The 21,796-nt window shown below is 53.5% G+C and carries 17 protein-coding genes and 1 riboswitch; of the genes, 8 read left to right on the forward strand and 9 right to left on the reverse strand.

Annotation, left to right across the window (positions count from 1 at the left end; translation table 11 throughout):
- The first annotated feature begins 24 nt into the window (after window positions 1–24).
- Window positions 25–1,683, forward strand: a complete 1,659-nt coding sequence (locus BUB60_RS01840) for a peptide ABC transporter substrate-binding protein (protein WP_073075923.1) — start codon at window positions 25–27, stop codon at window positions 1,681–1,683.
- Between the two features lie 297 nt (window positions 1,684–1,980).
- Here the strand turns inward: BUB60_RS01840 and BUB60_RS01845 are convergent, their stop codons facing one another.
- The gene (locus tag BUB60_RS01845; RefSeq protein ID WP_073075924.1) at window positions 1,981–2,535 is read right to left on the reverse strand and encodes a TetR/AcrR family transcriptional regulator; all 555 of its coding nucleotides are present in this window, start codon (window positions 2,533–2,535) and stop codon (window positions 1,981–1,983) included.
- Between the two features lie 158 nt (window positions 2,536–2,693).
- Here BUB60_RS01845 and BUB60_RS01850 point away from each other — a divergent pair, with 158 nt between their 5' ends.
- Window positions 2,694–3,626: a ketopantoate reductase family protein gene (locus BUB60_RS01850; protein WP_073075925.1), complete on the forward strand. Its 933-nt coding sequence runs from the start codon at window positions 2,694–2,696 to the stop codon at window positions 3,624–3,626.
- 344 nt (window positions 3,627–3,970) lie between these two features.
- Here the strand turns inward: BUB60_RS01850 and BUB60_RS01855 are convergent, their stop codons facing one another.
- The 6 genes from BUB60_RS01855 to BUB60_RS01880 all read right to left on the reverse strand — a co-directional run bounded on the left by BUB60_RS01855 (window position 3,971) and on the right by BUB60_RS01880 (window position 11,108).
- Complete coding sequence (locus BUB60_RS01855) at window positions 3,971–4,984, reverse strand: alpha/beta fold hydrolase (protein WP_073075926.1); 1,014 nt, start codon at window positions 4,982–4,984, stop codon at window positions 3,971–3,973.
- Window positions 4,985–5,052: 68 nt separating this feature from the next.
- The gene (locus BUB60_RS01860) at window positions 5,053–6,312 is read right to left on the reverse strand and encodes an FtsW/RodA/SpoVE family cell cycle protein (RefSeq protein WP_073075927.1); all 1,260 of its coding nucleotides are present in this window, start codon (window positions 6,310–6,312) and stop codon (window positions 5,053–5,055) included.
- Window positions 6,305–6,643 (reverse strand): PadR family transcriptional regulator, encoded by a 339-nt coding sequence (locus tag BUB60_RS01865; RefSeq protein WP_073075928.1) that lies wholly within the window; start codon window positions 6,641–6,643, stop codon window positions 6,305–6,307. Before BUB60_RS01865 ends, BUB60_RS01860 begins: the two co-directional genes overlap by 8 nt.
- A gap of 245 nt (window positions 6,644–6,888) precedes the next feature.
- Window positions 6,889–8,955, reverse strand: coding sequence for a methyl-accepting chemotaxis protein (locus BUB60_RS01870; RefSeq protein WP_073075929.1), 2,067 nt, complete (start codon window positions 8,953–8,955; stop codon window positions 6,889–6,891).
- Window positions 8,956–8,997: 42 nt separating this feature from the next.
- Complete coding sequence (locus BUB60_RS01875) at window positions 8,998–9,492, reverse strand: chemotaxis protein CheW (RefSeq protein ID WP_073075930.1); 495 nt, start codon at window positions 9,490–9,492, stop codon at window positions 8,998–9,000.
- A 512-nt stretch (window positions 9,493–10,004) separates the two neighbouring features.
- Window positions 10,005–11,108 (reverse strand): response regulator transcription factor, encoded by a 1,104-nt coding sequence (locus BUB60_RS01880; RefSeq protein ID WP_073075931.1) that lies wholly within the window; start codon window positions 11,106–11,108, stop codon window positions 10,005–10,007.
- 211 nt (window positions 11,109–11,319) lie between these two features.
- Here BUB60_RS01880 and BUB60_RS01885 point away from each other — a divergent pair, with 211 nt between their 5' ends.
- The 6 genes from BUB60_RS01885 to thiD all read left to right on the forward strand — a co-directional run bounded on the left by BUB60_RS01885 (window position 11,320) and on the right by thiD (window position 16,236).
- Complete coding sequence (locus BUB60_RS01885) at window positions 11,320–11,991, forward strand: thiamine diphosphokinase (RefSeq protein ID WP_073075932.1); 672 nt, start codon at window positions 11,320–11,322, stop codon at window positions 11,989–11,991.
- Window positions 11,988–12,094: riboswitch (TPP riboswitch) on the forward strand. Its footprint overlaps the gene before it by 4 nt.
- A 72-nt stretch (window positions 12,095–12,166) precedes the next feature.
- Window positions 12,167–13,354, forward strand: coding sequence for a putative hydroxymethylpyrimidine transporter CytX (gene cytX / locus BUB60_RS01890; RefSeq protein ID WP_073075933.1), 1,188 nt, complete (start codon window positions 12,167–12,169; stop codon window positions 13,352–13,354).
- Window positions 13,332–14,156 (forward strand): hydroxyethylthiazole kinase, encoded by an 825-nt coding sequence (gene thiM / locus BUB60_RS01895; RefSeq protein WP_073075934.1) that lies wholly within the window; start codon window positions 13,332–13,334, stop codon window positions 14,154–14,156. The genes cytX and thiM overlap by 23 nt, the downstream gene beginning before the upstream one ends.
- Window positions 14,143–14,784 carry a thiamine phosphate synthase gene (gene thiE, locus BUB60_RS01900; RefSeq protein ID WP_073075935.1) on the forward strand — a complete coding sequence of 214 codons (642 nt, stop codon included), beginning with the start codon at window positions 14,143–14,145 and terminating at the stop codon, window positions 14,782–14,784. The genes thiM and thiE overlap by 14 nt, the downstream gene beginning before the upstream one ends.
- The gene (locus tag BUB60_RS01905; protein WP_073075936.1) at window positions 14,781–15,434 is read left to right on the forward strand and encodes an HAD family hydrolase; all 654 of its coding nucleotides are present in this window, start codon (window positions 14,781–14,783) and stop codon (window positions 15,432–15,434) included. The genes thiE and BUB60_RS01905 overlap by 4 nt, the downstream gene beginning before the upstream one ends.
- Window positions 15,427–16,236 carry a bifunctional hydroxymethylpyrimidine kinase/phosphomethylpyrimidine kinase gene (thiD, locus tag BUB60_RS01910; RefSeq protein WP_073075937.1) on the forward strand — a complete coding sequence of 270 codons (810 nt, stop codon included), beginning with the start codon at window positions 15,427–15,429 and terminating at the stop codon, window positions 16,234–16,236. Before BUB60_RS01905 ends, thiD begins: the two co-directional genes overlap by 8 nt.
- 99 nt (window positions 16,237–16,335) lie before the next feature.
- On the opposite strand, the gene BUB60_RS01915 is transcribed toward thiD, so the two are convergent.
- Window positions 16,336–19,065, reverse strand: coding sequence for an ATP-binding protein (locus BUB60_RS01915; protein ID WP_159435326.1), 2,730 nt, complete (start codon window positions 19,063–19,065; stop codon window positions 16,336–16,338).
- Window positions 19,066–19,242: 177 nt separating this feature from the next.
- Complete coding sequence (locus BUB60_RS01920) at window positions 19,243–21,699, reverse strand: DsrE/DsrF/DrsH-like family protein (RefSeq protein WP_073075939.1); 2,457 nt, start codon at window positions 21,697–21,699, stop codon at window positions 19,243–19,245.
- Between the last annotated feature and the right edge of the window lie 97 nt (window positions 21,700–21,796).

Here is a 21,796-nt window from a genome sequence, read left to right on the forward strand (position 1 = left end):
GGAATATACAAGGAGGAATAGCTAATGAAAAAAATTTTTGCATTACTACTGGCACTCGTGATGGCCCTGACGCTGTTCGCCTGCGGCACCAATAACGGTTCCGCAACACCCAGCGCAAGCGCATCGGACGGTTCCGCCGCCCCCGCCACAGGCGCCAAACAGCTCGTCGCGCAGATCGGCCCCGATCCCGAGACGATTGACCCGGCCCTGAACACCTCGATCGACGGCGGAAGTTACATTCTGTATGCCTTCGATTGCCTGCTGAACGTCGACAAGGACAATAAGATTGTCGCCGGCTCCGCGGAAAAATGGGAACCCAGCGCAGACGGCCTGAAATGGACGTTCCATCTGCGCAGCGGCCTGAAATGGTCCGACGGCTCGGCCCTGACAGCCAAGGACTTCGTCTACAGCTGGAAGCGCGTTGCCGATCCCAAAACAGCCGCCCCATACGCTCAGACCGTGCTGGGCATGGTCAAGGGCTTCGATGAGGCGTCCGCCGGCGATGTCGATAAGCTGGCCGTCACCGCGCCCGACGACAACACCCTGGTCGTCGAGCTGGCGCATCCCTGTGCCTATTTCGACAAGCTGGCCGCTTTCCAGGTACTGAGCCCCGTGAACCAGGCCACCATTGAAAAGAACGGCGACGCCTGGGCCACAAAGCCTGAAACCTATATCTGCAACGGTCCCTTCTATATCAAAGAGTGGGTCCCCAGCTCCTATATCCTGTATGCGAAGAACCCCAACTACTGGAATGCTTCCGCTGTCAAGCTCGATACCATGAAGATGCTGCTCATCGAAGATCCTAACGCCGCCTACGTCGCTTATCAGACAGGCGAGACCATGATGATCAAGTCCGTCCCCGCCGCGGAGATCCCCGCTCTGAAGGATAAGCCGGACTTCCATCTTGATCCGCTTGAGGCCACCTATTACATCTGCCTGAACGACACCCTGCCCCAGTTCTCTGATACCCGCGTCCGTCAGGCTCTGAGCCTGGCCATTGACCGCAACTATGTGGCCGAGACCCTGATGCAGGGCACATACTCCGCCGCCACCAGCTTTGTCGGCCCGGGCATCTCCGACTGGGACGGCAGCGACTTTATCAACAACGGCAACGGCGGCAAGCCCTATATCGATAACAGCGACTTCCAGGCAAACCTTGCCAAGGCCAAGCAGCTGCTGACCGACGCCGGCTACCCCGACGGCAAAGGCTTCCCGGCAATCACCTACTCTATCAATGACCAAGGTTACCACAAGATCGTCGCTCAATATATCCAGCAGGCCTGGAAAGAGCTCGGCCTCACGGTCAACGTGGACGTCGTCGAGTGGGCCTCCTTCCTCCCGCAGCGCCGCGCCGGCGATTATGAGGTCAGCCGTAACGGCTGGGTGCTCGACTACAACGACCCCTCCAACCTTCTGGAGATTCTGATGACCGGCAACGGTAACAACGACGCCAAATATTCGAGCACGCAGTATGACGAGCTGATGAACAAGGCCGCCGCAGAGGCCGACCCCAAGACGCGCTCCGGCTACCTCCACCAGGCCGAGGACGTCCTGATGGCCGACATGGGCACCATCCCCCTGGCCTTCCAGAACGAGTTCTCTCTGCAAAACGACAAGATCACCGGCTCCTGGCACTCCCCGTCCGGCCTCTGGTACTTCCAGTTTGCGGACATTGCCGGCTGATAATTCTGCCTGATCATAGAAAACAGAGGCTGCCCAAAGGGGCGTTTCAATAGGGAAGCTTATTGAACCATACCCCCAAACCGATACCGGAAAAGCAAGAGAGAGGCCTTTCCCGCAAGGGATAGCGCCTCTCTACTTGTCTTGAGTGTGTAAAAAAGATGCCGTACACGTCTGGTATCCCCTTGGCGAAGCCTATATTTCCATAAAGTCGCCTGGATAGGCCTTTTTTAGTCGATTTGGTGCCTACTTTTGCATTACAATTCAAGTTAATAGTAAAAATATTATCAGCAAATTAGGTTAGCGTGATACAAGGTGCTTGGTGTATGGTTCCAGCAAAAACATAAGCTGCTCAGTAATTTCCTGAACATTGCAGGGCATAGAATTATTGATCCACCATTCCAATACACCAATAAACCCGGAAGTCAAAAAATGAGTGGTTACATCATTTGAAAGAGCTTTGTTTTCCGACTTTATACCGATAACCTCGGTAACCGTTTGCGCAATAATGGCATATAAGCGGCTGCGGAAAAATCCAAATCCCTCATTGCTAAGAAGCAACTTGTATATTGTAAAATTTTTCTCCAAATATTCAAATATGCTTTGAAATGCACTTGCGTTTAGATTGGTATCAGCACTATTGGCACAGTGATGTAATAGCAGCTCAACATATGTTTCAATGCACTTGTCAAGCAAGTCGAATTTATCCACGTAATGCAGATAAACGGTTCCTCGGTTGATGTTCGCGCGTTCGGCAATGTCATTGATGGTTATTTTTTCAAATCCTTTTTCAGCCAAAAGGTCGATGAAAGTATTCATAATCAGCTGCCTTGTTTTTTGTATTCTTCTATCCACAAAGTTTCCCTCCAGATATTCAACAAGTCAGCGCAATGTGTTGAGTTATCAACAGTTGGAACAACTGTAACTATTGAAATTCTCTCCACAATCAGTATGCTAAGAGTATCAAACACGTGTTGAGAAGTCAACAGGTGTTCATTCCCGGAGGATGCTTTATGAAAATACTATTTTTTGGCCGCGGTACTATAGGAACTCAGTACGCCTGGGCGTTTGAAAATGCGGGCCATACCGTTGAGTTTTATGTTCGCGAAGGCAGGAAGGCACAATACGGCTCATATGTAAACTTGGAAATATGGGACGCAAGGCGAAGCAAAAAAGATCGGATAGTCAAAGAAAAATGGCCTATTGTAATGCATGAAGAAATAAACGAAAATCACGGCTATGACCTCATTTTTATGAGCGTCAACCCAGAGCAGGTATCAAGTGCGGTAAAGTACCTCGCGCCGCGAGTTGGAAATGCGACGGTTCTTTTTTTTAATAACTTTTGGCGAGACCCTCAATCAGCTGTTCAGCCGATTCCGCTCAGTCAAATTGTTTATGGCTTCCCCGGTGCCGGCGGCGGGTTTGAAGGAAACACTCTTTACGGCGGGCTTTACAAGACAGTTCAGTTTGGAACATTTGAACCCGAGCCAACCAAAAGAGATTTAGAGGTCCGCAAGCTTTTTGTTGAGGCAGGCTTTAAGATAATGGTTCAAAAGGATGTTAAAAGTTGGCTCTGGAATCACTTCGCGTTCAACGCTGCAATGGAAGTCGAAGTATTAAAAAGCGGCAGTTTTGAAAAAGTAATTTCTTCACGCGAAGCGCTCGATGGATTAAGCCGGAACTTGAAAGAAATGATCCCTGTTTTGAAAGCAAAGGGCTCAAAACTTGATTTTTTGACAAATGTATTGAGCGGCCTGCCGCCGAAAGTCGTTAGTTTTCTTACGAGTCACGTTGTTTTTTCTCCGAAAAGCATGTCCTATGCGCTTGTGGCGCATAACCACTTTAAAGTTGGCTATGCCGTACAGGAAGTTATTACAGATGCCAGAAAGTACGGAATAAAGGCACCACGGCTTTACGATGTAGAAAGCTTAATTACAGAACAGTGAGCAGATCCAAGAAAAAAGGACAAGACGAAAAGACCTCCTATCGTAGAATAGTAATTACGACAGGAGGTCCTGTTTTGTTGTGGGATAATGCAACTATTTATTCGATTAGATGTATTTAATTCGAAGAAACCTTGAAATATCCACATTTCACTTAGATGTCATCTTTTTTATATCCTCAAGGGTCTCAATACTTATGGCTATTGCTAATGTGCTTAAAACCATTTATTTCCAATGCTTGACGTACGTTGAAGCAAGCAACAGCACTCTGTATGTCTTGAGGATACAAAAAAGATGCCGCTTGAAGCTGTCACCCCTTTGGTAGCACAGGAACCTTGGTCCAACCCTTATTTCGTATTTAAAAGATCAACGATCTCCTTGTTTATCACTCCGGGATTGCTCCAATGAACAGCATGGTTCGCACCATCAACAATAATTTGTTTGCTGTCGGTTGACCACTCTAGCAGCCTTAATTGTTCTCCCGCACTTTCGGGATAACTATTGAGATATTCAGAGGTGATTATTCTAAGCGGTATATCGCCCAAATATCCATTGGACAGTACTGTAAAAGCGTTTTCTTCTTTTCTGTTCCCCTCATCGACTTGATTGCGATTATTAAAAGTTCTCAAAAATAATGCCCTGTCGAGTTTCTTTAATTGTTCGGGGGCTAATTCAAAGCCACTTCTGCCTGTTGACATCGGGGTTGCGGAATAAGGATATACTGTATGGAACAACGTTCTTATTATTCCTGTTTTGTTTGCTAAAGAAATTGTGCCTTTGAATATTGCTGTTCGAGCAAAAGCAAAATCGAATGCCCTTGGCATGTCAACATACATATCCGGGTTTGAACCATCTATCAAAACAACGCCCTTTACTTCATCTTTATAGAGTTGGGCAAACCGAATAGCCTCCAATGAAGCTATGGAGTGTGCCACTAAAATGTAAGGAGGCTTTTCGCCCGACAACACTAATGCACCGTGAATTTCCTTTGTTATCGTATCAATATCTCTTGGGGCATTTGTAACATCGCTCCATCCATACCCCGGCTTATCGTATACTGCCACTCTTGCCTGTTTTTCAATCTCACTATACAGTGGGTAAAAATCAACATATCCGCTTGGCATTTGAAAACCGACACCAAACACTACCGTCGCATCCCCGGTCCCGTCCGCCCAAATATGCATATTGTGGCCATCCACATTAATTAACTTACCAACCGGTTGATATTCTTTGTTGTCAACGTATTCACCAATTTGCTCATAGGCAATTCCAAGTAATAGTACTATAAAAATGGTTAACAGTATTTTTATCCTTAATTTAACCGGTTTTCTCTTTTTATCTGTTTTTATTGGTAATTCCATTTAGCTATTTCCTTACTTTTTCGCAATAGTATCTCCTATGATTAAAAGTTAATCATAAACTTGCCTTTTCAAGCTTTATAAATCTGCCGCCATTGTTGGCCCTGCCTTTGTGTTTTAGGCAATAAATTATTCCTTCTCCACACTGCCAATATAGTCCCAACCAGAACCATATTTACAATGTATCCCGTACCGCCATAGGAAACAAAAGGCATACTCATTCCTGTTAGCGGTATTAAGTTGAAATTAAGCAAAATATTGATCGTAAACTGGGCCGACAAGGCCATACCGGCTGACAGCGACAAATAGAACCCGTAATCATTTTTAATCCTTTTGGAGGTTATAAATATTCTGATGATAAATAATGTTATCGTGGCAAGCAGCGTAATTCCAACTGCCCATCCAAAGATTAAAATTATGTTGATTAATACATAATCGGTTGTCATAGCCGGCATAGAGCTTAAAAATTCACGACCGCTTACAACTGTATTCATGCCCCCAAACCATTGTGAAACCGCAAACCAACTATCCGAAATAACCTGTTGATTTGGTGTGATTGAAAAAACACAAAACAGAGATGCTATGCCGAAGCTAAACAAGGATATGGACTGAGATTTTTTGCTTCCTCCAAAATCATTTCGTACAACTGCAACTAAAACTAAGACCGAATAAGTTATTGCCAGAACCACCATACCACTGGTATTAGATACTGTTATCATTGCGATAAATGAGAATATTCCCCATAGGCCTAATTTAATGATGGCATAGAACCCTTGACCATGATATTTTTCAACAAACCCTGCAAATGCTATTACAAACAGGACAACGGCATATTCGCTGGAAAGATTAATTCCGGCTATACTCAGAAATGACCTGCCATTCACTTCATCGCCCGTAATAAGTGACATGCCAATCATAATCATTGCCATGCAATATATTGGAAGCGAAAATTTTTTCAATTTTGTGTAATCGAAGAAATAAATGCCGAGCATCGCCAAAATTCCTATTCCGTCTAATATTAAGTACCGGGAAAAATTAAGAAAGGAATATCCTTGATGATGACTGCTTGCATACATAGCAATACCACCGATTGCAGTTATAGCTGCAATAAGTCCGATAATTGACCACTCTGTTTTCGGTTTGTGCTGTTGATTTAGATTTTCACCGATTTCAAAGCTGTTGCCCATTTGCAAAACTGCCTGTTCAACTCCAATATCTTCGGCAGCTTCCAAAATATGCTCTGTTAACTCTGCCCGGATTTCATGATGTATTTTCTTGTATTTAATATGACTGCACACATCATCTAAAAAGTCAGTTATTCTCTCATTCAAAGCTAACACCCCCGATCACCTTATTAACGGCGTTGCTATAAACGCTCCACTCTTTTTTCTTATCATCAAGTAATGTTCGTCCAATTTTTGTAATTTTGTAATATTTCCGCTTACGACCTGAATCAGCATCCACCCAATAGGCATCAATATAATTGTTATTTTCCAAAAAATGCAATAGCGGATAGAGTGTTCCTTCTTTCAAATCAAACGTTCCGTCCGAATGAGCTTTAAGTTCTGCTGCTATTTTATACCCATACATATCTTCATTTTTGAGCAGGCTCAAAATAAGCATTGTCGTACTGCCCTTTAGTAATTCCTTGTCAACTTTCATCATTTTCTCCCTATACATAGATATACTATACATATTATATCTATGTATAAGATATAATAGAAAACTTTCTTCTTGTCAATACCTGTTTATAATAAAAATTCAAATTCTCTCTATCAACGCAATTCACTCCGCTTGCGCTTTGAATAGACAAAAAAAGATGCCGGCAAGACCTAGTAGGGCCTTGCCGGCAAAGGGACGGCCATAGCTTCAAAAAAGCTATGATATTTGGAATTCATTATATCACATCAGTATTTGCCGTAATCGCTGTCATCGGTATAGCGGACGGCGCGCGCGGGCAGCGCGGCGCCTTTTTTGTCGGCGAGCTGGATGGGCGCGTCCTCCAGCCGGATTCCCTGAAAGCTGCCCTTGAGCCTGAAGCGTTTGACCTGATCTCTCAGGAAATCTGCCTGAGAGGACAGCTCCTCGCTGGCGGCGGCGCTTTCCTCCGAGGTGGCGGTGTTCGCCTGGACGACCGCGTTGACCTGATTGAGCGCCTGATTGATCTGCGAGATACCGGTGGACTGCTCGACTGAGGAGGCGGCAATGTTGCCGACGAGTTGGGCGGCCTTGTCGATATCGTCGACGATCCTGTTGAGCGAAACCGCCGTTTCATTGGCGATCTTTGTGCCCTCCTCCACTTTTCTGATGGAGCTTTCGATCATTTCCGTCGTTTCCTTGGCGGCGTTCGCCGACCGGGCCGCGAGGCTTCTGACTTCCTCCGCCACAACGGCGAAGCCTTTGCCGTGCTGTCCGGCTCTGGCCGCCTCCACCGCCGCGTTAAGGGCTAGAATATTTGTCTGGAAGGCGATATCGTCGATCACCTTGATGATCTTTGAAATGCTGCCGGAGGAGGCGTTGATCCCGTCCATGGCGTAAAGCATGTCCTGCATCTGCTTTTTGCCGACGTCGGCGGTCGTTTTGGCGCGCTCGGCCAGCGTATTGGCATTGCCGGCGTTATCCGCGTTCATATGTGTGATGGAGGCGATATCCTCGATGGAGGCCGTCAGCTGTTCCAGCGAGCTGGCCTGCTCCGTGGCCCCCTGCGACAGCGTCATGCTGGATTCCGAGACGGCGCGCGCGCCCGTGGCGACCTGATCCGTGGCCGTGCTGATATTCGTCAGCACCTCGTTGTTCTTCTCGATCAGCTCTCCCAGTTTTATACCGAGGATGTCGTGCTCGGACCGCACGGGGATTTGAACGGTCAGATCTCCCGCCGCGACCTCTTCCACGCCCCTTACCTGCGTCCTGATCGTGTCGATCATCTGCTGGAACGACGTGGACAGGGCGCCGATTTCATCATGCGACGTGATCTCGATATTGACGTCGACATCGCCCAGGGCGAGACGGTCTGACACGTCCACCAGCTTCTTGATCGGCCTGACGACGATCCTTTTTATTACCAGAATCGTGGCGGTCACGCTGATGGCGATAAAGAGCACCGTTATGCCGGCGGTGAGATAAAGCAGCGCGCTGATGCCCGAGAAGAACTCGGCTTTCGGCGCCGTCAGCCCGATGGACCACTGCGTGTCCGGTATCGGCGCGTAAGCGATCACCTTGCCGGCCCCGTCATATGTATACGTCCCGTAGCCGGACGCCCCGCTTATCATCGTCTGAACGACGTCGGCCAGCTGCTGCAGCCCGGCGTCCTGCTTGGCGTCCTCAATGATATTGTCGGCATTGACGACCTTATCCGCGTCGGGATGCGCGATCGTCACGCCGGCGCTGTTGACAATGAAGGAATACCCCGTATTGCCGACCTTGATGTCATTGGACATATCGGTAATGGCGGACGCGTCATGGGCGATCATCAGAACGCCGACGATTCTGTCTCCGGCATCCTTGATCGGTGCCGCGGTCACGGATACCATCTTGTTGTCGACCTTGCTCAAAATAGGATCGGTGACGGTTGTCGTCCCGTTGATAGCCGCCTTAAAATAATCGCGTTCGGAGATATCGGCCTGCGTCCCATTGCCGAAATTGGCGTTTCCGGTTTTGTCCGCCACAGCCATGCTCATATAACCCATTTGCTTAATGAGCGCCTCGACAAGCGGCTTTTGTTTGGCCCAGCTCATGGATTTCATATCGCTGCCGGCGGCAATCAGCTCCGCTTCTGTTTTCATGGAGGTGATCTTTGTGGACATCAGCGTCGCCGCGGAATGTGCGCTGTTATTCAGATCATTTTCAATTAAATCCGTCATGGCGTTCGATGCGCTCAGATACGAAACGAACCCGACGACGCATAATCCGGCGATCATCAGCAGAATCATCGCTGCCGAAATCTTCGCGGAGAGTTTCCTGCTTTTTGTTTGCATTTATTGCTACCCCTAACTGTTATTCTCTGTCTCTTTATCTTTTTATCTCTCTATCTCTTTATAAACGCTTTCGAGCTCTTCGCGGCTCAGCATCCTGTGACAGTCCATAACGAGCTTGACGTCGCCGCCGACCTTGCCGATGCTTTTGATAAAAGCCTGCTCGGACGACGTACGCTCCAATGGATTCGGAACGACGTCGGTCATCGATAAAACCTCGGCGACGCTGTCGACGATCAGCCCATAAAAATCATTTTCAATATCGACGATAATCACGCAGGTTCTGTCGGTATATTCGCCGGGCGTTTTATTAAACCGCAGCCGTACGTCGACGACCGGTATGATTCTTCCTCTTAAATTGATGATCCCCTTCACATATTCGGGCAGCTGCGGCATTTCGGTGATCGATTGAATCCCGACAATTTCGGTGACATACCTGATTTCTATCGCATAATGCTCCCGGTCGATCATGAATGTGAGATACCTGTCTTTCTGGGTGTCCTCCTGTCCGTTAAAATCGCTGGTCATTGCCTCAGACATAGAATCGTCTCCTTTCTCTTTTGCCTTTGCTCATATTTCTCATTTATCTCATTTTTTTCCAAACTCATCACCTCCTCAATCCGGACTAAATCGTTTCGCTACTGATTCTTATCGTATTGCATGATAACGGTCTTTACATATTTTTATGGATATTTTTTTAGAATAATTTCACTTTTTCGGATAAATATTTGTGTATTCCAAGAACTTTTTAAGAAAACCCGGGCCTCCGCGCATATGGTCTATTCTCACATTTTTGGTTAATTTCTCATTTCTCCCGTATCCCCCATAGCAGACCCTTCGGCTGTCCCGCGTCAAAACGCCGGCTGTTTCAGCGCCTGCCGTCCGGAGGCCGCGTTGAAAATTCGGTGATAATCATTGAGAGTGTGGGCCGATGGAGCACCTGTTTCCGGCAAATTTCCCCGTACGAAAAAAAGTGCCGGCAGTCCCCGGGCGGCCGGGTCTGCTGGCACTCTGACTGATGAGGTATTTGACTGTAAAACGCGGGATAAATATTACATTTTTTGTGTCTCCAGGGAACTTCTGTATTTTGTCGGCGTCACATTGAAGGTTTTCTTGAAAAGCTTGCTGAAGTACTCGACACTGAAGCCGAGCTTGTCGGCAATCTCATAGTTTTTCAGGCTGAAATCCGCCAGCAGTATTTTCGCCCGCTCCATCTTCACAAAGGTGATGTAGTCAATAAGATTCCTGCCGGTCTTTTCCTTGAACAGCAGACTGAGATAGGAGCTTGAGATGAACAGCTTTTTGGACAGGATCATCAGCGATATCTGCGCGTCGATATTTTCCAGGACGTATTTGCACGCCATGCGCGCAAGCTTGCTGCTGCCGATCCCCAGCTCAAACCGCGAAACGGTCCCGGTGATCCTTCCGACAATATCAAGAAACGCGTCCTCCATCTCGGGGAAGCCGGCATACTTCGAAAAGTCGATATCCTCCGGGACAGCCGGCGATGACAATTTGCTCATCCATGAATATTCCTTGTCCACCGCTTCCATCAGGTCTCCGAGCACCCTGTTGATAACATAGGCCGATTTCAAAAGGTCGAAGCCGACCTCGGACCAGATCGTTTCCAGCATCTTCTTCGCGGTGGCGGAAGCCTCGCCGCTGGCTTCGCTGATGTTTTTGACCAGGAGCTTCAATAATTCAGTAGGATAATGGTCGCTCACCTGGCGCACCAGCACATGATTGAGGTAGTCGATTTTGGACAGCTGTTCGTCGCGCTCGCTGATATACGCATGGGCCCGCTGCAGCGTTTTCATGAGGTCCGCCTCCTCCACCGGCTTCAGCAGGTATTCAAACGCGCCGATGGCGATGCCCTGCCGCGCGTATTCAAAGTCGCTGAACTGGCTCATGAGGATAACGCATTTGCAGAGCCGTTCCTCAAAGACCTTCTTCGTCAGCTCAATGCCGTCTACGACCGGCATCCTGATATCGGTGATCAAAAGGTCTACCGGCTCCGCGTAGAGCTTGCTCAGCGCCTCCCGGCCGCTCGAAGCCTCCGACACAATGACAAAGCCGGATTTTTCTCCCCAGATGTCCAGCGCCTTGAGATCGTTATGATAGATATCGTAATCATCCACGATCATCGTCTTATACATACTCTTCGCCTCCCCCCGGGACCGGCAGCCCAACGCATATTTTACAGCTTTATCGCCACAAAAACAACAATGCGCTTTAACCCGCGGCCGTCTCACTCCCTCTTTGCCGGAACGGACTGTAAATGGCGTGTCAAGTGTGCTAAAATGTGTTTTACCCGCTGTGTGAATCAGGGTAAAGAGGGCGATACTTTGTATGTGAGGTGGATGCGCCGTGGAAGGAATTTGTTATATCGTCGCCGCGGGTCATATCGACAAAATGACGCTGGACCCGGGCGAGCATGATTTTGTTATTGCCGCCGACGCCGGTTATATGCATCTGGCCGCATTGTCGGCGGTGGCCGATCTTGTGGTCGGCGACTTCGACTCCATGCCCCAAAAGCCGAACCATCCGAATATCGTCGTGCATCCGGCGGAAAAGGACGAAACCGACACAATCCTGGCCATGGACGAGGGGCTCAAACGGGGTTACAGGACCTTCGTCATCCTCGGGGGCCTGGGCGGCCGGCTGGACCACACGCTGGCCAATATCCAGGCGCTTTGCTATCTTGCCGAGAAGGGCGCCCGCGGCTTTCTGCTGGGCTGCGGCACGGCGGTAACGGCCGTCAAAAACGGCTGCCTGTCCTTCGGCGGGGAGAAAAAGGGCGTCATCTCCGTCTTCTGCTGCGGCGATCCGGCCCGGGGCGTCAATCTCCGGGGCCTCAAATACGAGCTTCATGACGCCGTGCTGCGCGCCGCAATGCCGCTGGGCGTCAGCAACGAATTCACCGGCGCGGACAGCACGGTCACCGTCGGGGACGGCACGCTCGCCGTCCTGTGGGAGGAAAGCGCCGCCGACGTTATTGACAACCTGCGGGAAACGTGCTATAGTGCCACCAATAACTGAATAGTCAGGGGAGCTTGTACGACAGGCTGAGAGGAAGTTATGAACTTCGACCCTAAAACCTGATTTGGGTAATGCCAACGTAGGAAGCAAACGCAGATTTCAGCGGGAAATGCCATCAGGTGTTTCCCGTTTTTTACGTTGCGCCCACCCCCTGATTTTATGAAAGGGCTGTCCTATGGAAAACAAAAAAACCTCTGTCTTTGAAAACGGCCTGATCTGGTTCGGCGCCGCCGTATCGATCGCGGAGATCATGGCCGGTACATATTTTGCGCCGCTGGGCCTTGCAAAAGGCCTGATGGCCATACTGCTCGGCCACCTGATCGGCTGCGCGCTGTTCTTCTTCGCCGGTCTCATCGGCGCGAACACCGGCAAAAGCGCCATGGAAACGGTGAAAATTTCCTTCGGCCAAAAGGGCGCTATCCTCTTTTCCGGGCTCAACGTGCTGCAGCTTGTCGGCTGGACGGCTATCATGATCGTCGTCGGCGCGGCCAGCGCCGGACTGATCCTGCCCTCCGTCGGCGGCTGGTTCTGGTGCGTCGTCATCGGCGCGCTCATCCTCGTCTGGGTGCTCATCGGCGTCAAAAACCTGAGCAAGGTCAACCTGATCGCCATGGCGGCCCTTTTCATTCTTTCCGTTATCCTGAGCATCACCGTTTTCGGCGGCCAAGCCGGCGCGTCCGCCATGCCGGACATCACCTTCGGCCGGGCGGTGGAGCTGGCGGTGACGATGCCGCTGTCCTGGCTGCCGCTCGTTTCGGACTATACGCGGTACGCCAAAAGAAAAACGGCGGTGCCCCTGGCCAGCAGCCTCGTATATTTTTTCACAAGCTCCTGGATGTACTTGATCGGCCTCGGCGTCGCGATGTTCGCCGCCGGCACCGACATCGGCCAGCTGCTTCTGGACGCCGGGCTCGGCGTGGCGGGGCTTTTGATCGTCGTCTTTTCAACGGTGACCACAGCCTTTCTGGACGCCTTCTCCGCGGGCGTCAGCGCCGTCAGCATCGCGGGGCGGCTCGACGAAAAGAAGACGGCGGCCGCTGTCTGCGTCGTCGGCACCGTGCTCGCCATATTCACCCCCATCACGCGGTTTGAAGATTTTCTATACCTCATCGGCTCCGTCTTCGCGCCGATGATCTCAATCCTGATCGTGGACGTATTTCTGCTCCGGCATGACGCGTCCGGGTCGGCTGTCAGCGTCAAAAATCTGATCATATGGGCCGTCGGGTTCGCCGCCTACAGGCTGTCCATGCAACTGGACACGCCGGTGGGCAACACGCTGCCCGTCATGCTCGTCACCGGCCTTTTGTGCCTGATCGTTTATAAAATCGGAGGTAAAAACAATGCTCGGAACAATGCTCAATAACGTCCGTTCGGCCGCGCCGCTGGTCCACTGCATCACAAACTACGTCACCGTGAACGACTGCGCCAACATCCTTCTGGCCGCCGGAGCCTCTCCCATCATGTCCGACGACGTGGGAGAGGTGGAGGAAATTACCGCCATCTGCTCGGCGCTGGCCGTCAACATCGGCACGCTCAACCAGCGGACGATCCCCGCCATGTTCATGGCCGGGAAAAAGGCGGCCGCCCTGAAAAAGCCCATCGTCCTCGACCCCGTGGGGGCCGGCGCGTCAAAGCTCCGCACAGAGACGGCGGCAAAGCTTATGGCGGAGGTCCCCTTCTCCGTCATCCGCGGGAATATCAGCGAAGTAAAGGCTCTGGCGCTGGGCGGCGGCTCCACCAGGGGCGTCGACGCCGACGCGGCCGACGCCGTGACCACCGCGACGCTGGATGACGCCGTGATCTTTGCCAAGAGATACGCCGCCAAAACGGGCGCCGTCGTCGCCGTCACCGGCGCTGTGGACATCGTCACCGACGGGAGCGCGGCCTATCTCATCCGTAACGGCCACCCCATGATGTCGAAGATCACCGGCAGCGGCTGCATGCTCACGGCGCTCACCGGCGCGTTCCTGGCCTCCAATCCCGAAAATATTCTCGAGGCCGCCGCCGCCGCGCTCATCGCCATGGGTCTTTGCGGCGAGGCGGCCTATCGGAAATTCCTCGATCGCAAAACGGGCAACGCGACTTTTAGAAACGACTTGATCGACGCCGTCTTCAGCCTGACCGGCGACGCGCTGGAGAAAGGGGCCCGCTATGAGGTGCGCTGACGGCGCGCTGCTGCTGTATGCCGTCACCGACAGGACGTGGCTCGGCGGCCGGACGCTGGCAAATCAGGTGGAGGACTGCCTCGCAGGCGGCGCCACCATGGTGCAGCTGCGGGAAAAGGCGCTTGGCTACGGCGCCTTTCTGGCCGAGGCGCTGGAGCTCAAAGCGCTCTGCAAAAGGTACGGCGCGCCGTTTCTCATCAACGACGCCGTGGACATCGCCGAAGCCAGCGATGCCGACGGCGTGCATGTGGGCCAGGGCGATATGGATATCCGGGACGCGCGGCAAAAGCTCGGCCCGGGCAAGATCATCGGCGTCTCCGTGCAGACGGTGGCGCAGGCGCTGGAGGCCGAGAAAAACGGCGCCGACTATCTGGGTGTGGGCGCCGTCTTCCCCACCGCGTCAAAGGCAGACGCCGGCGACGTTTCACACGCCGCGCTTACACAGATTTGCGCCGCCGTTAACATTCCCGTGGTTGCAATCGGCGGGATAAACAGGCATAATATACGGGAGCTTAAGGGCACGGGCATTGACGGCGTCGCCGTCATCTCGGCGCTTTTCGCTGAAAAAGACATCGCCGGCGCGGCAAAGGCGCTGCTGGCGCTGTCAAAAGAGACGGTGTCTGAATGATAGATTTCAACGGCGCGATTTTTGATATGGACGGCACGCTCCTGGACTCCATGCCGATCTGGGATACGGTGGCGGTGGAGTACCTGAAAAGCCGGGGCATCACCCCCAACGACGATATTTATCAGGCCGTACGGTCCATGAGCATCCAGCAGGTCTGCGGCCATTTTTGCTCGGTCTACGGGCTGACGCTCACCCAGCAGGAGATCACCGACGGCATCAACGGCATGGTGGAGGACTTTTACTTCAACCGCGCCCCCTTAAAGGCCGGCGTCCCGGAAGCGCTGCGGCGCCTCGAAGCGCGCGGCGTCAAGATGTGCGTGGCGACGGCCACCGACCGGTACCTGGTGGAAGCCGCCCTTGCCCGGACGGGCATCCTCCGGTTTTTCGACCGGATCTTTACCTGCACGGAGGCAGGCGCCGGCAAGGACGAGCCGGATATTTTCCATCAGGCGCTTGATTTCCTCGGCACCGGCGCCGGCGGGACGGTCGTCTTTGAAGACGCGCTTTATGCCATCGAGACGGCCAAGGCGGCGGGCCTGCGCGTCGTGGCCTTGTACGACGCCTCCGCCGCCGACCAGCAGGACAAAATCAAAAAGCGCGCCGACTGCTTTTATCAATCCTTTGAGGAATGGAATGAGGACAATGCTTAAAAAAGTCCTGACGATCGCCGGCTCCGACTGCAGCGGCGGCGCGGGCATCCAGGCGGATATCAAAACGATCACCGCTCATAAGATGTACGCCATGAGCGCCATCACGGCCCTGACGGCCCAAAACACGACGGGCGTTTACGGCATATTCGAGGCCACGCCCGAGTTTGTGGCCTCGCAGTTGGACTGTATCTTCAGCGATATCCGGCCCGACGCCGTGAAGATCGGCATGGTCTCCAGCCCCGGCATCATCGCGGCCATCGCCGAAAGGCTCGCCTTTTATAACGCGGAGAATATCGTCATCGACCCGGTGATGGCCGCCACCTCCGGCGGCAGGCTGCTCCTTGACGGCGCGGCCCAGACGCTTATGGAAAAGCTCTTTCCCCTGGGCACCGTCGTCACCCCGAACATCCCGGAGGCGGAGGCGCTCAGCGGCATCGAGATCATGAGCGGCCGGAACGTCTTCAGCCAGCGGAATATGATCCGGGCGGCGGAAATCATTGCCTCAATGACGAAAGGCGCCGTGCTCGTCAAGGGCGGCCATCTGGAGTGCTCCGCCGACGATCTTTTGTACGCCGGCGGCACGGCCCGCTGGTTTAGCGACCAGCGCGTGGACAACCCCAACACCCACGGCACCGGCTGCACCCTCTCCTCCGCCATTGCCTGCAACCTCGCCGCGGGATATTCCCTCGCCGACAGCGTCCGCCGGGCAAAGGACTACGTCACCGGCGCCCTGAAAGCCGGGCTCAGGCTCGGCAACGGCCGCGGCCCGCTGGACCACACATGGCGGATGGGTCCGGATTGAACCGCGCGCCCGTGCATAACATGCTGTCAATATGAATACCCGCACCCCATGAGGACGCCCCTTCGGCGCCCTTTTTTGCGTTGAGGCATATGATCTTTGCTATTCGAGCCGGGACAGTAATGCCCGCAGCATTTCCGCGTCCAGCGGTTTGGCCATGTGATAATCAAAGCCCGCCTCCAGCGCCATCTCCCTGTCCCTGTCAGAAACGTAGCCTGTCAGAGCGATCAGAACGGGCCTTTGCAAATCAGACGCGCGGCGGATTTTTTTCGCCACGTCGTAGCCGTTCATCCACGGCAGGCCGATATCGCAGAAAATGACGTCCGGGTGCGTTTCGGCCGCCTGCCTGACGCCGTCGCGGCCGTCTGTGGCGTAGGCGGCGGCGTATCCCCACTCCGTCATCAAAGCGCAGATGATTTCGGCAAAATCCCTGTTGTCGTCGATAAACAGGATATTCCGTCGGCTGTCCTGAAGCGGAGTTTCCGGCGGCTTATCCCCGGCGGCGACCCCGGCCGCGAGCGGCAGGCGTATCGTAAACTCCGCGCCTCTCCCCGGCCCTTCGCTGTGGGCGCTGACGCTGCCGCCGTGCAGCTCGGCGATGTTTTTCACGATCGCCAGCCCCAGGCCAAGGCCGCCCTCGGGCCGGGCCATCGAGCTGTCCGCCTGCACAAACGGCTCGAAAATGACCGATATTATTTCCGGACAGATGCCGATGCCGCTGTCCTTAACGCGGATCGACACTTCATCGCGGTGCCTTTGGGCCGACAGGGTACATGTGCCGCCTTCATTCGTATACCTCAGGGCGTTAAAAAGCAGATTTTCCGTGATCTGCTTGATCCGCACCGGATCGGCGAAAATATCGCCGGCGCAATCGAGGTCGGTCCGAAGGCCGATATTTTTATTGTCAAAGGCGGGCGCGAGGTCCTCGGCCGTACCGCGGAGCAGCGCGTTTAAGCTGAAGCTCTCTTTTTTCAGCCTGATCTTGTTGTTGTTGAAACGCGTCAGGTCCAGCAGGTCGTCCACCAGCCGGGTCAGCTGTCTGACCTGTCTGTCCAGTATCTCGCACGTCGACTGCAGCAGCGCCCCGTCGGGCGATAATTTGAAGAGCGACAGGCCGGTGACGATCGTGGCCAGCGGATTTCTCAATTCATGGGACAGGATGCCGATAAACTGATTCTTATTTTTATCGGCCTTTTTTAATTTGTCGACCAGCTTCAGCGCGTTTTGCTCGCTCTCAAAGAGCGCCCTTTCCGTCCTGACTTTTTCGATCACGTCCGCCGCCATGCGCGCCAGCATATCAAATATTCGCTTTTCCCTGTCGTTAAGCTGCTTTCTGGACGTATAATGCGTGCTTAAAACGCCGACGAAATGTCCCGTGCTGCTGTAGAGCGGCGTCGCCTGCAGGCTCTCCACCGACCATTTTTTTAAAAACGCGTAGATCGGATTCTGCGCAATGCTGTCGTGCGCGTCGATATCCTCCGCCACGAGCCTTTTGTTCTCGCGCGGCAGCTCCGTGTAAATCGTCTCGCCGATTTTTGTCGTGCCGTGCTCCCGGACAAAGTCGTTGTCAAAGCCCTGTTCATAAACCATGATCAGCGTTTCCTGGTCTTCCTCCAGGATATGTATGCACCCTTTTTGCGCATCGGAAAGGAAAATCGCGGCGTTCAGGATCTCATGGCACACATCGTCAATATTGTCGTGGATGATAAAGCGCGAATGAAGCCTGTGCATCGTATTGAGCGCCCGAACCTCCGCGGCCAGATCGTCCTTTATCTCCTCCAGCTCCCGGATGGCCTTTTTTGTCTCGTTGATATCCATCGTCGTACCATAGACTTTTTTTGGCATTCCGTCCTCGTTATACATGATTTTGCCCTGGTCCAGCACCCAGATATAGTCATCCTCCATTTTGATCCTGTATTCATGCCTGAATTTTTCCTGCCCCAGCGTAAATATGAGATTCCTTTCCAGCTGCGTTCTTTTCAGGTCGTCCGGTTGGATGAGGCCCTCGATAAACGCCATGAATTTGTCATCCGGGATATTTTCGCCGCCGATGCGCTTCCTCCACGCCGCCGAGTATTTCAGGCTGCCCTGCTCGTAATCGCAGATCCATGAAGCGACGGTGGAACCGTCGATCATCTGCAGATATTCGTATTCCTTTTCTTTGAGGATCCGCGCTTCCCTGGCCAGCGCCTCCGCCTCTTTAAACGCAGTCTCCTGCCTTTTCCTGATCAGCACGTTGGAAATCAGCGTGCAGTACAGTTGCCCCGCCGTATAAATGTTTTCGTCCAGCTCCTCGTACTCCTTGCGCGTGGCCAAAACAACGCCGCCGATCGCGGCGCCCTCGTTGATGAGCGGAAACATGTACAGCGCCTTGACGCCGGAGTCTCTTAAAATGCGGCCGAAGGATATGTCCGAGGTTTTATAGTCCTCAAGCTTCAGAAAATAAGGCCTCTCGAAATTCTTGAAGTCAAAAAGATCGGCGACCCGGTCATATTGCAGCACCCGCCATTCATTATTCATTAAGCTTTCGGCGTGGCTTTTGCAGCTGTAAACGCAGGTGATCGTCTCCTGCGCGTCGTCATATGCCCAGATAGACGAGTGGTCATAGCTGTAAAACTCGCACAGATGGTTGAGCGAATCCGTGATCACATTGTCGATCCTGGTGAAATCCGAACGGATGAAGCTGTTGGACAAATTTAAAATATAATTCTGGAATTTGCTGTGGCTGAGCAGTTGTTTCTGAATCAGCTCGACGCCCCGGCCGTCTCTGCTGGGTATCTCATGAAGCGGCCCGTCATGGCCTGTTTTTTTCTCCGCAGTCAATATCTTCACAACCTCATCCGCTTTTTTATGGAAATTATACAATTTTTTGAAAGCGCTGCAAATCGGACAATTCGATGAAATCCGCATCGTATAATGCAGCAATTTACATAATATCCGCTCATAACAGGGAGCCGCCTTCTCAAAGAAGGCGGCTCCCTGTTATTGCAGCTTATTCCGGCATCCGTATCAGATAAACAGGTTGACGTTGGACTCCTCCGCGTCGGCGAGGTACGTGCCCACGCCGGCGTAGTCGATGCCGTCGATCAGTTCTTCCTTTTTGATCCCCATCACGTCCATGCTCATGGTGCAGGCAACGATTTTAACGCCGTTCTGCTGCGCCTTTTTAATGAGCTCCTCCAGCGACGAGACGTTTTTCTTTTTCATGATGCCTTTCATCATGGCCGTACCCATGCCCAGCATATGCATCTTGGAGAGCTTGAGCTTTGACGCGCCGCGCGGCATCATGCCGCCGAACATGGACTCCACAAATGTCTTGTCAACCCTGACCTTGTTCGTCCTGCGGAGCACGTTCAGCCCCCAGAAGGTAAAGAACATGGTAACAGGCCGGCCCATGGCCGCCGCGCCGTTGGCGATAATGAACGACGCCAGGACCTTGTCGAGATCGCCGGAGAAAACAATGATCGTCTTGCCCTCGGCGCCGCTGGCCTGCACAGGCGCCGAGGCTGCGCCGCCCTTCCGGACAAGCGCCACATAGTCGCTCCCGCGCTTCTCGTTTGAAACGAGCGTATTTCCGGTCCGGCGCGCCCATGCCCCGATGTCCCGGGCAAAGCCCGGGTCGGAGGCCGCAACCTCCAGCGACTCGCCGTCCTTTAGCGCCTTCATCGCCTCAAAGACCTTCATGATCGGCCCCGGGCACTGCATGCCGCTGCAGTCCAGGCGCATGCTCGCGCCCGGCGCCGGTTTCGCGGTATCGCCGCTGTCAGCCACGGTTTCGGCGTTCGTCATCGGGATCACCTCGCTTTCCTTATAATGCATGGACTGATAAAACCGCGTGCCGCCCGGGTAGACGCGGACGTTTTTAAAGCCGTTTTCCATCAGGATACGCGCCGCGTTGTAGGAGCGGACGCCAATGGCGCAGAAGGTGACGACAGCACTGTCCCTGTCGAGCTCTGAAAGCCTTTTGCGGAGCTGTCCCAGCGGAATGTGCTTATAGGCCGGCAGCGCGTACGCCTCCACCTCGGCGGCCTCCCGCACGTCCAACGCCACGACGCTGCCGTCCGTCAGGTCCGCGTCCCAGGGCGCGAAGGCAACCTTCCCCGTCAGAATGTTTTCCGCCACAAAACCCGCCATGTTGACCGGGTCCTTGGCCGACGAGTATGGAGGCGCGTACGCCAGCTCCAGCGTTTTCAGGTCCCGGACGGCGCCGCCGAGGCGAATGACGGCGGCAATCGTGTCGATGCGCTTGTCAACGCCGTCTGCGCCGACGATCTGCGCGCCGTAAATCCGCCTGCCGTCTTTGGAAAAAATCAGCTTGATGTTCATGGGCACAGCGCCGGGATAATAGGACGCGTGGGAGTTCTGGGTGATGATAAGCGTCTCGTAATCCCTGCCTTTCACGAGGCCCTTTTTGACAAGTGTTTTCTCGCTTTGGCCCGTCGCGGCCGCCGTCATGTCGAAAATCTTCGCCACGGACGTGCCCTGCGTGCCGTCGTAGGTCTCATGGCCCCCGGCGATGTTGTCCGCCGCGATGCGCCCCTGCTTGTTGGCGGGTCCGGCCAGCGGGACCATCGCGCGGCCCTTATCGACGAAGTCCTCGACCTCGATGACGTCGCCGACGGCGTAGATATCCGGGTCGGACGTCCGCAGCCCGGCATTTACAACAATGCCGCCCCGGGCGTTCACCTCAAGGCCGGCAGCCTTGGCAAGCTCGCTGTTGGGCCGCACGCCGATGGAGAGGATCACGAGTCCGGCCGTAAGCTTCCTGCCGCTTTTCAGCGCCACGGTCACGCCCCCGTCCGTCTCCTCAAAGGACGCCACGCCGTCCGAGAGCCGCAGGTCGACGCCCTTTCGGGCCAGGTGCTCGTGGACGAGCTGCGCCATCTCGAAGTCCAGCGGCGCCATGACCTGCTCGAGCATTTCGACCACGGAGACCTCAAGCCCCGCGTGGCGCAGGTTCTCCGCCATCTCCAGCCCGATGAACCCGCCGCCGACAACCACGGCGCTTTTAACGCCATGCTCTCCGATGTACGCCCGGATGCGGTCGGTATCCGGCACCGTCCAGAGCGTCATGATACGCTTTGAATCGATGCCGGGAATCGGCGGCCGCACCGGAGACGAGCCGGTGGATAAAACCAGCGTGTCGTAGCTCTCGTCGTATGTCTCGCCGGTGTCGAGCTTTTTCACGGTGATGGTTTTGGCCGCCCTGTCGATGCCGGTGACCTCCTGGCGCACCCTGACGTCCGTATTGTATTTGGCGCCCATGGCCTCCGGCGTCTGCAGGATCAGCGCGCTCCTCTGCTTGATCACATCGCCCACATGATACGGCAGGCCGCAGTTGGCGTAAGAGATGTAATCCCCCCGCTCAAAAACGATGATCTGCGCGCTCTCGTCCAACCGCCGCAGCCTGGCCGCACAGCTCGCCCCGCCCGCGACGCCGCCGACGATCAGTACCTTTTTCCCCATGAGAGAACCCCTCCTTGTCTGAGTTTTAACAATGTTTTAATTGTAAATGATTAAGGGCAATTCACAGTGACTTTATCACACAGCCCTCGTCGGCAGT

The sequence above is a fragment of the Sporobacter termitidis DSM 10068 genome, assembly GCF_900130065.1.
GTDB classification, from domain to species: Bacteria; Bacillota; Clostridia; order Oscillospirales; family Oscillospiraceae; genus Sporobacter; species Sporobacter termitidis.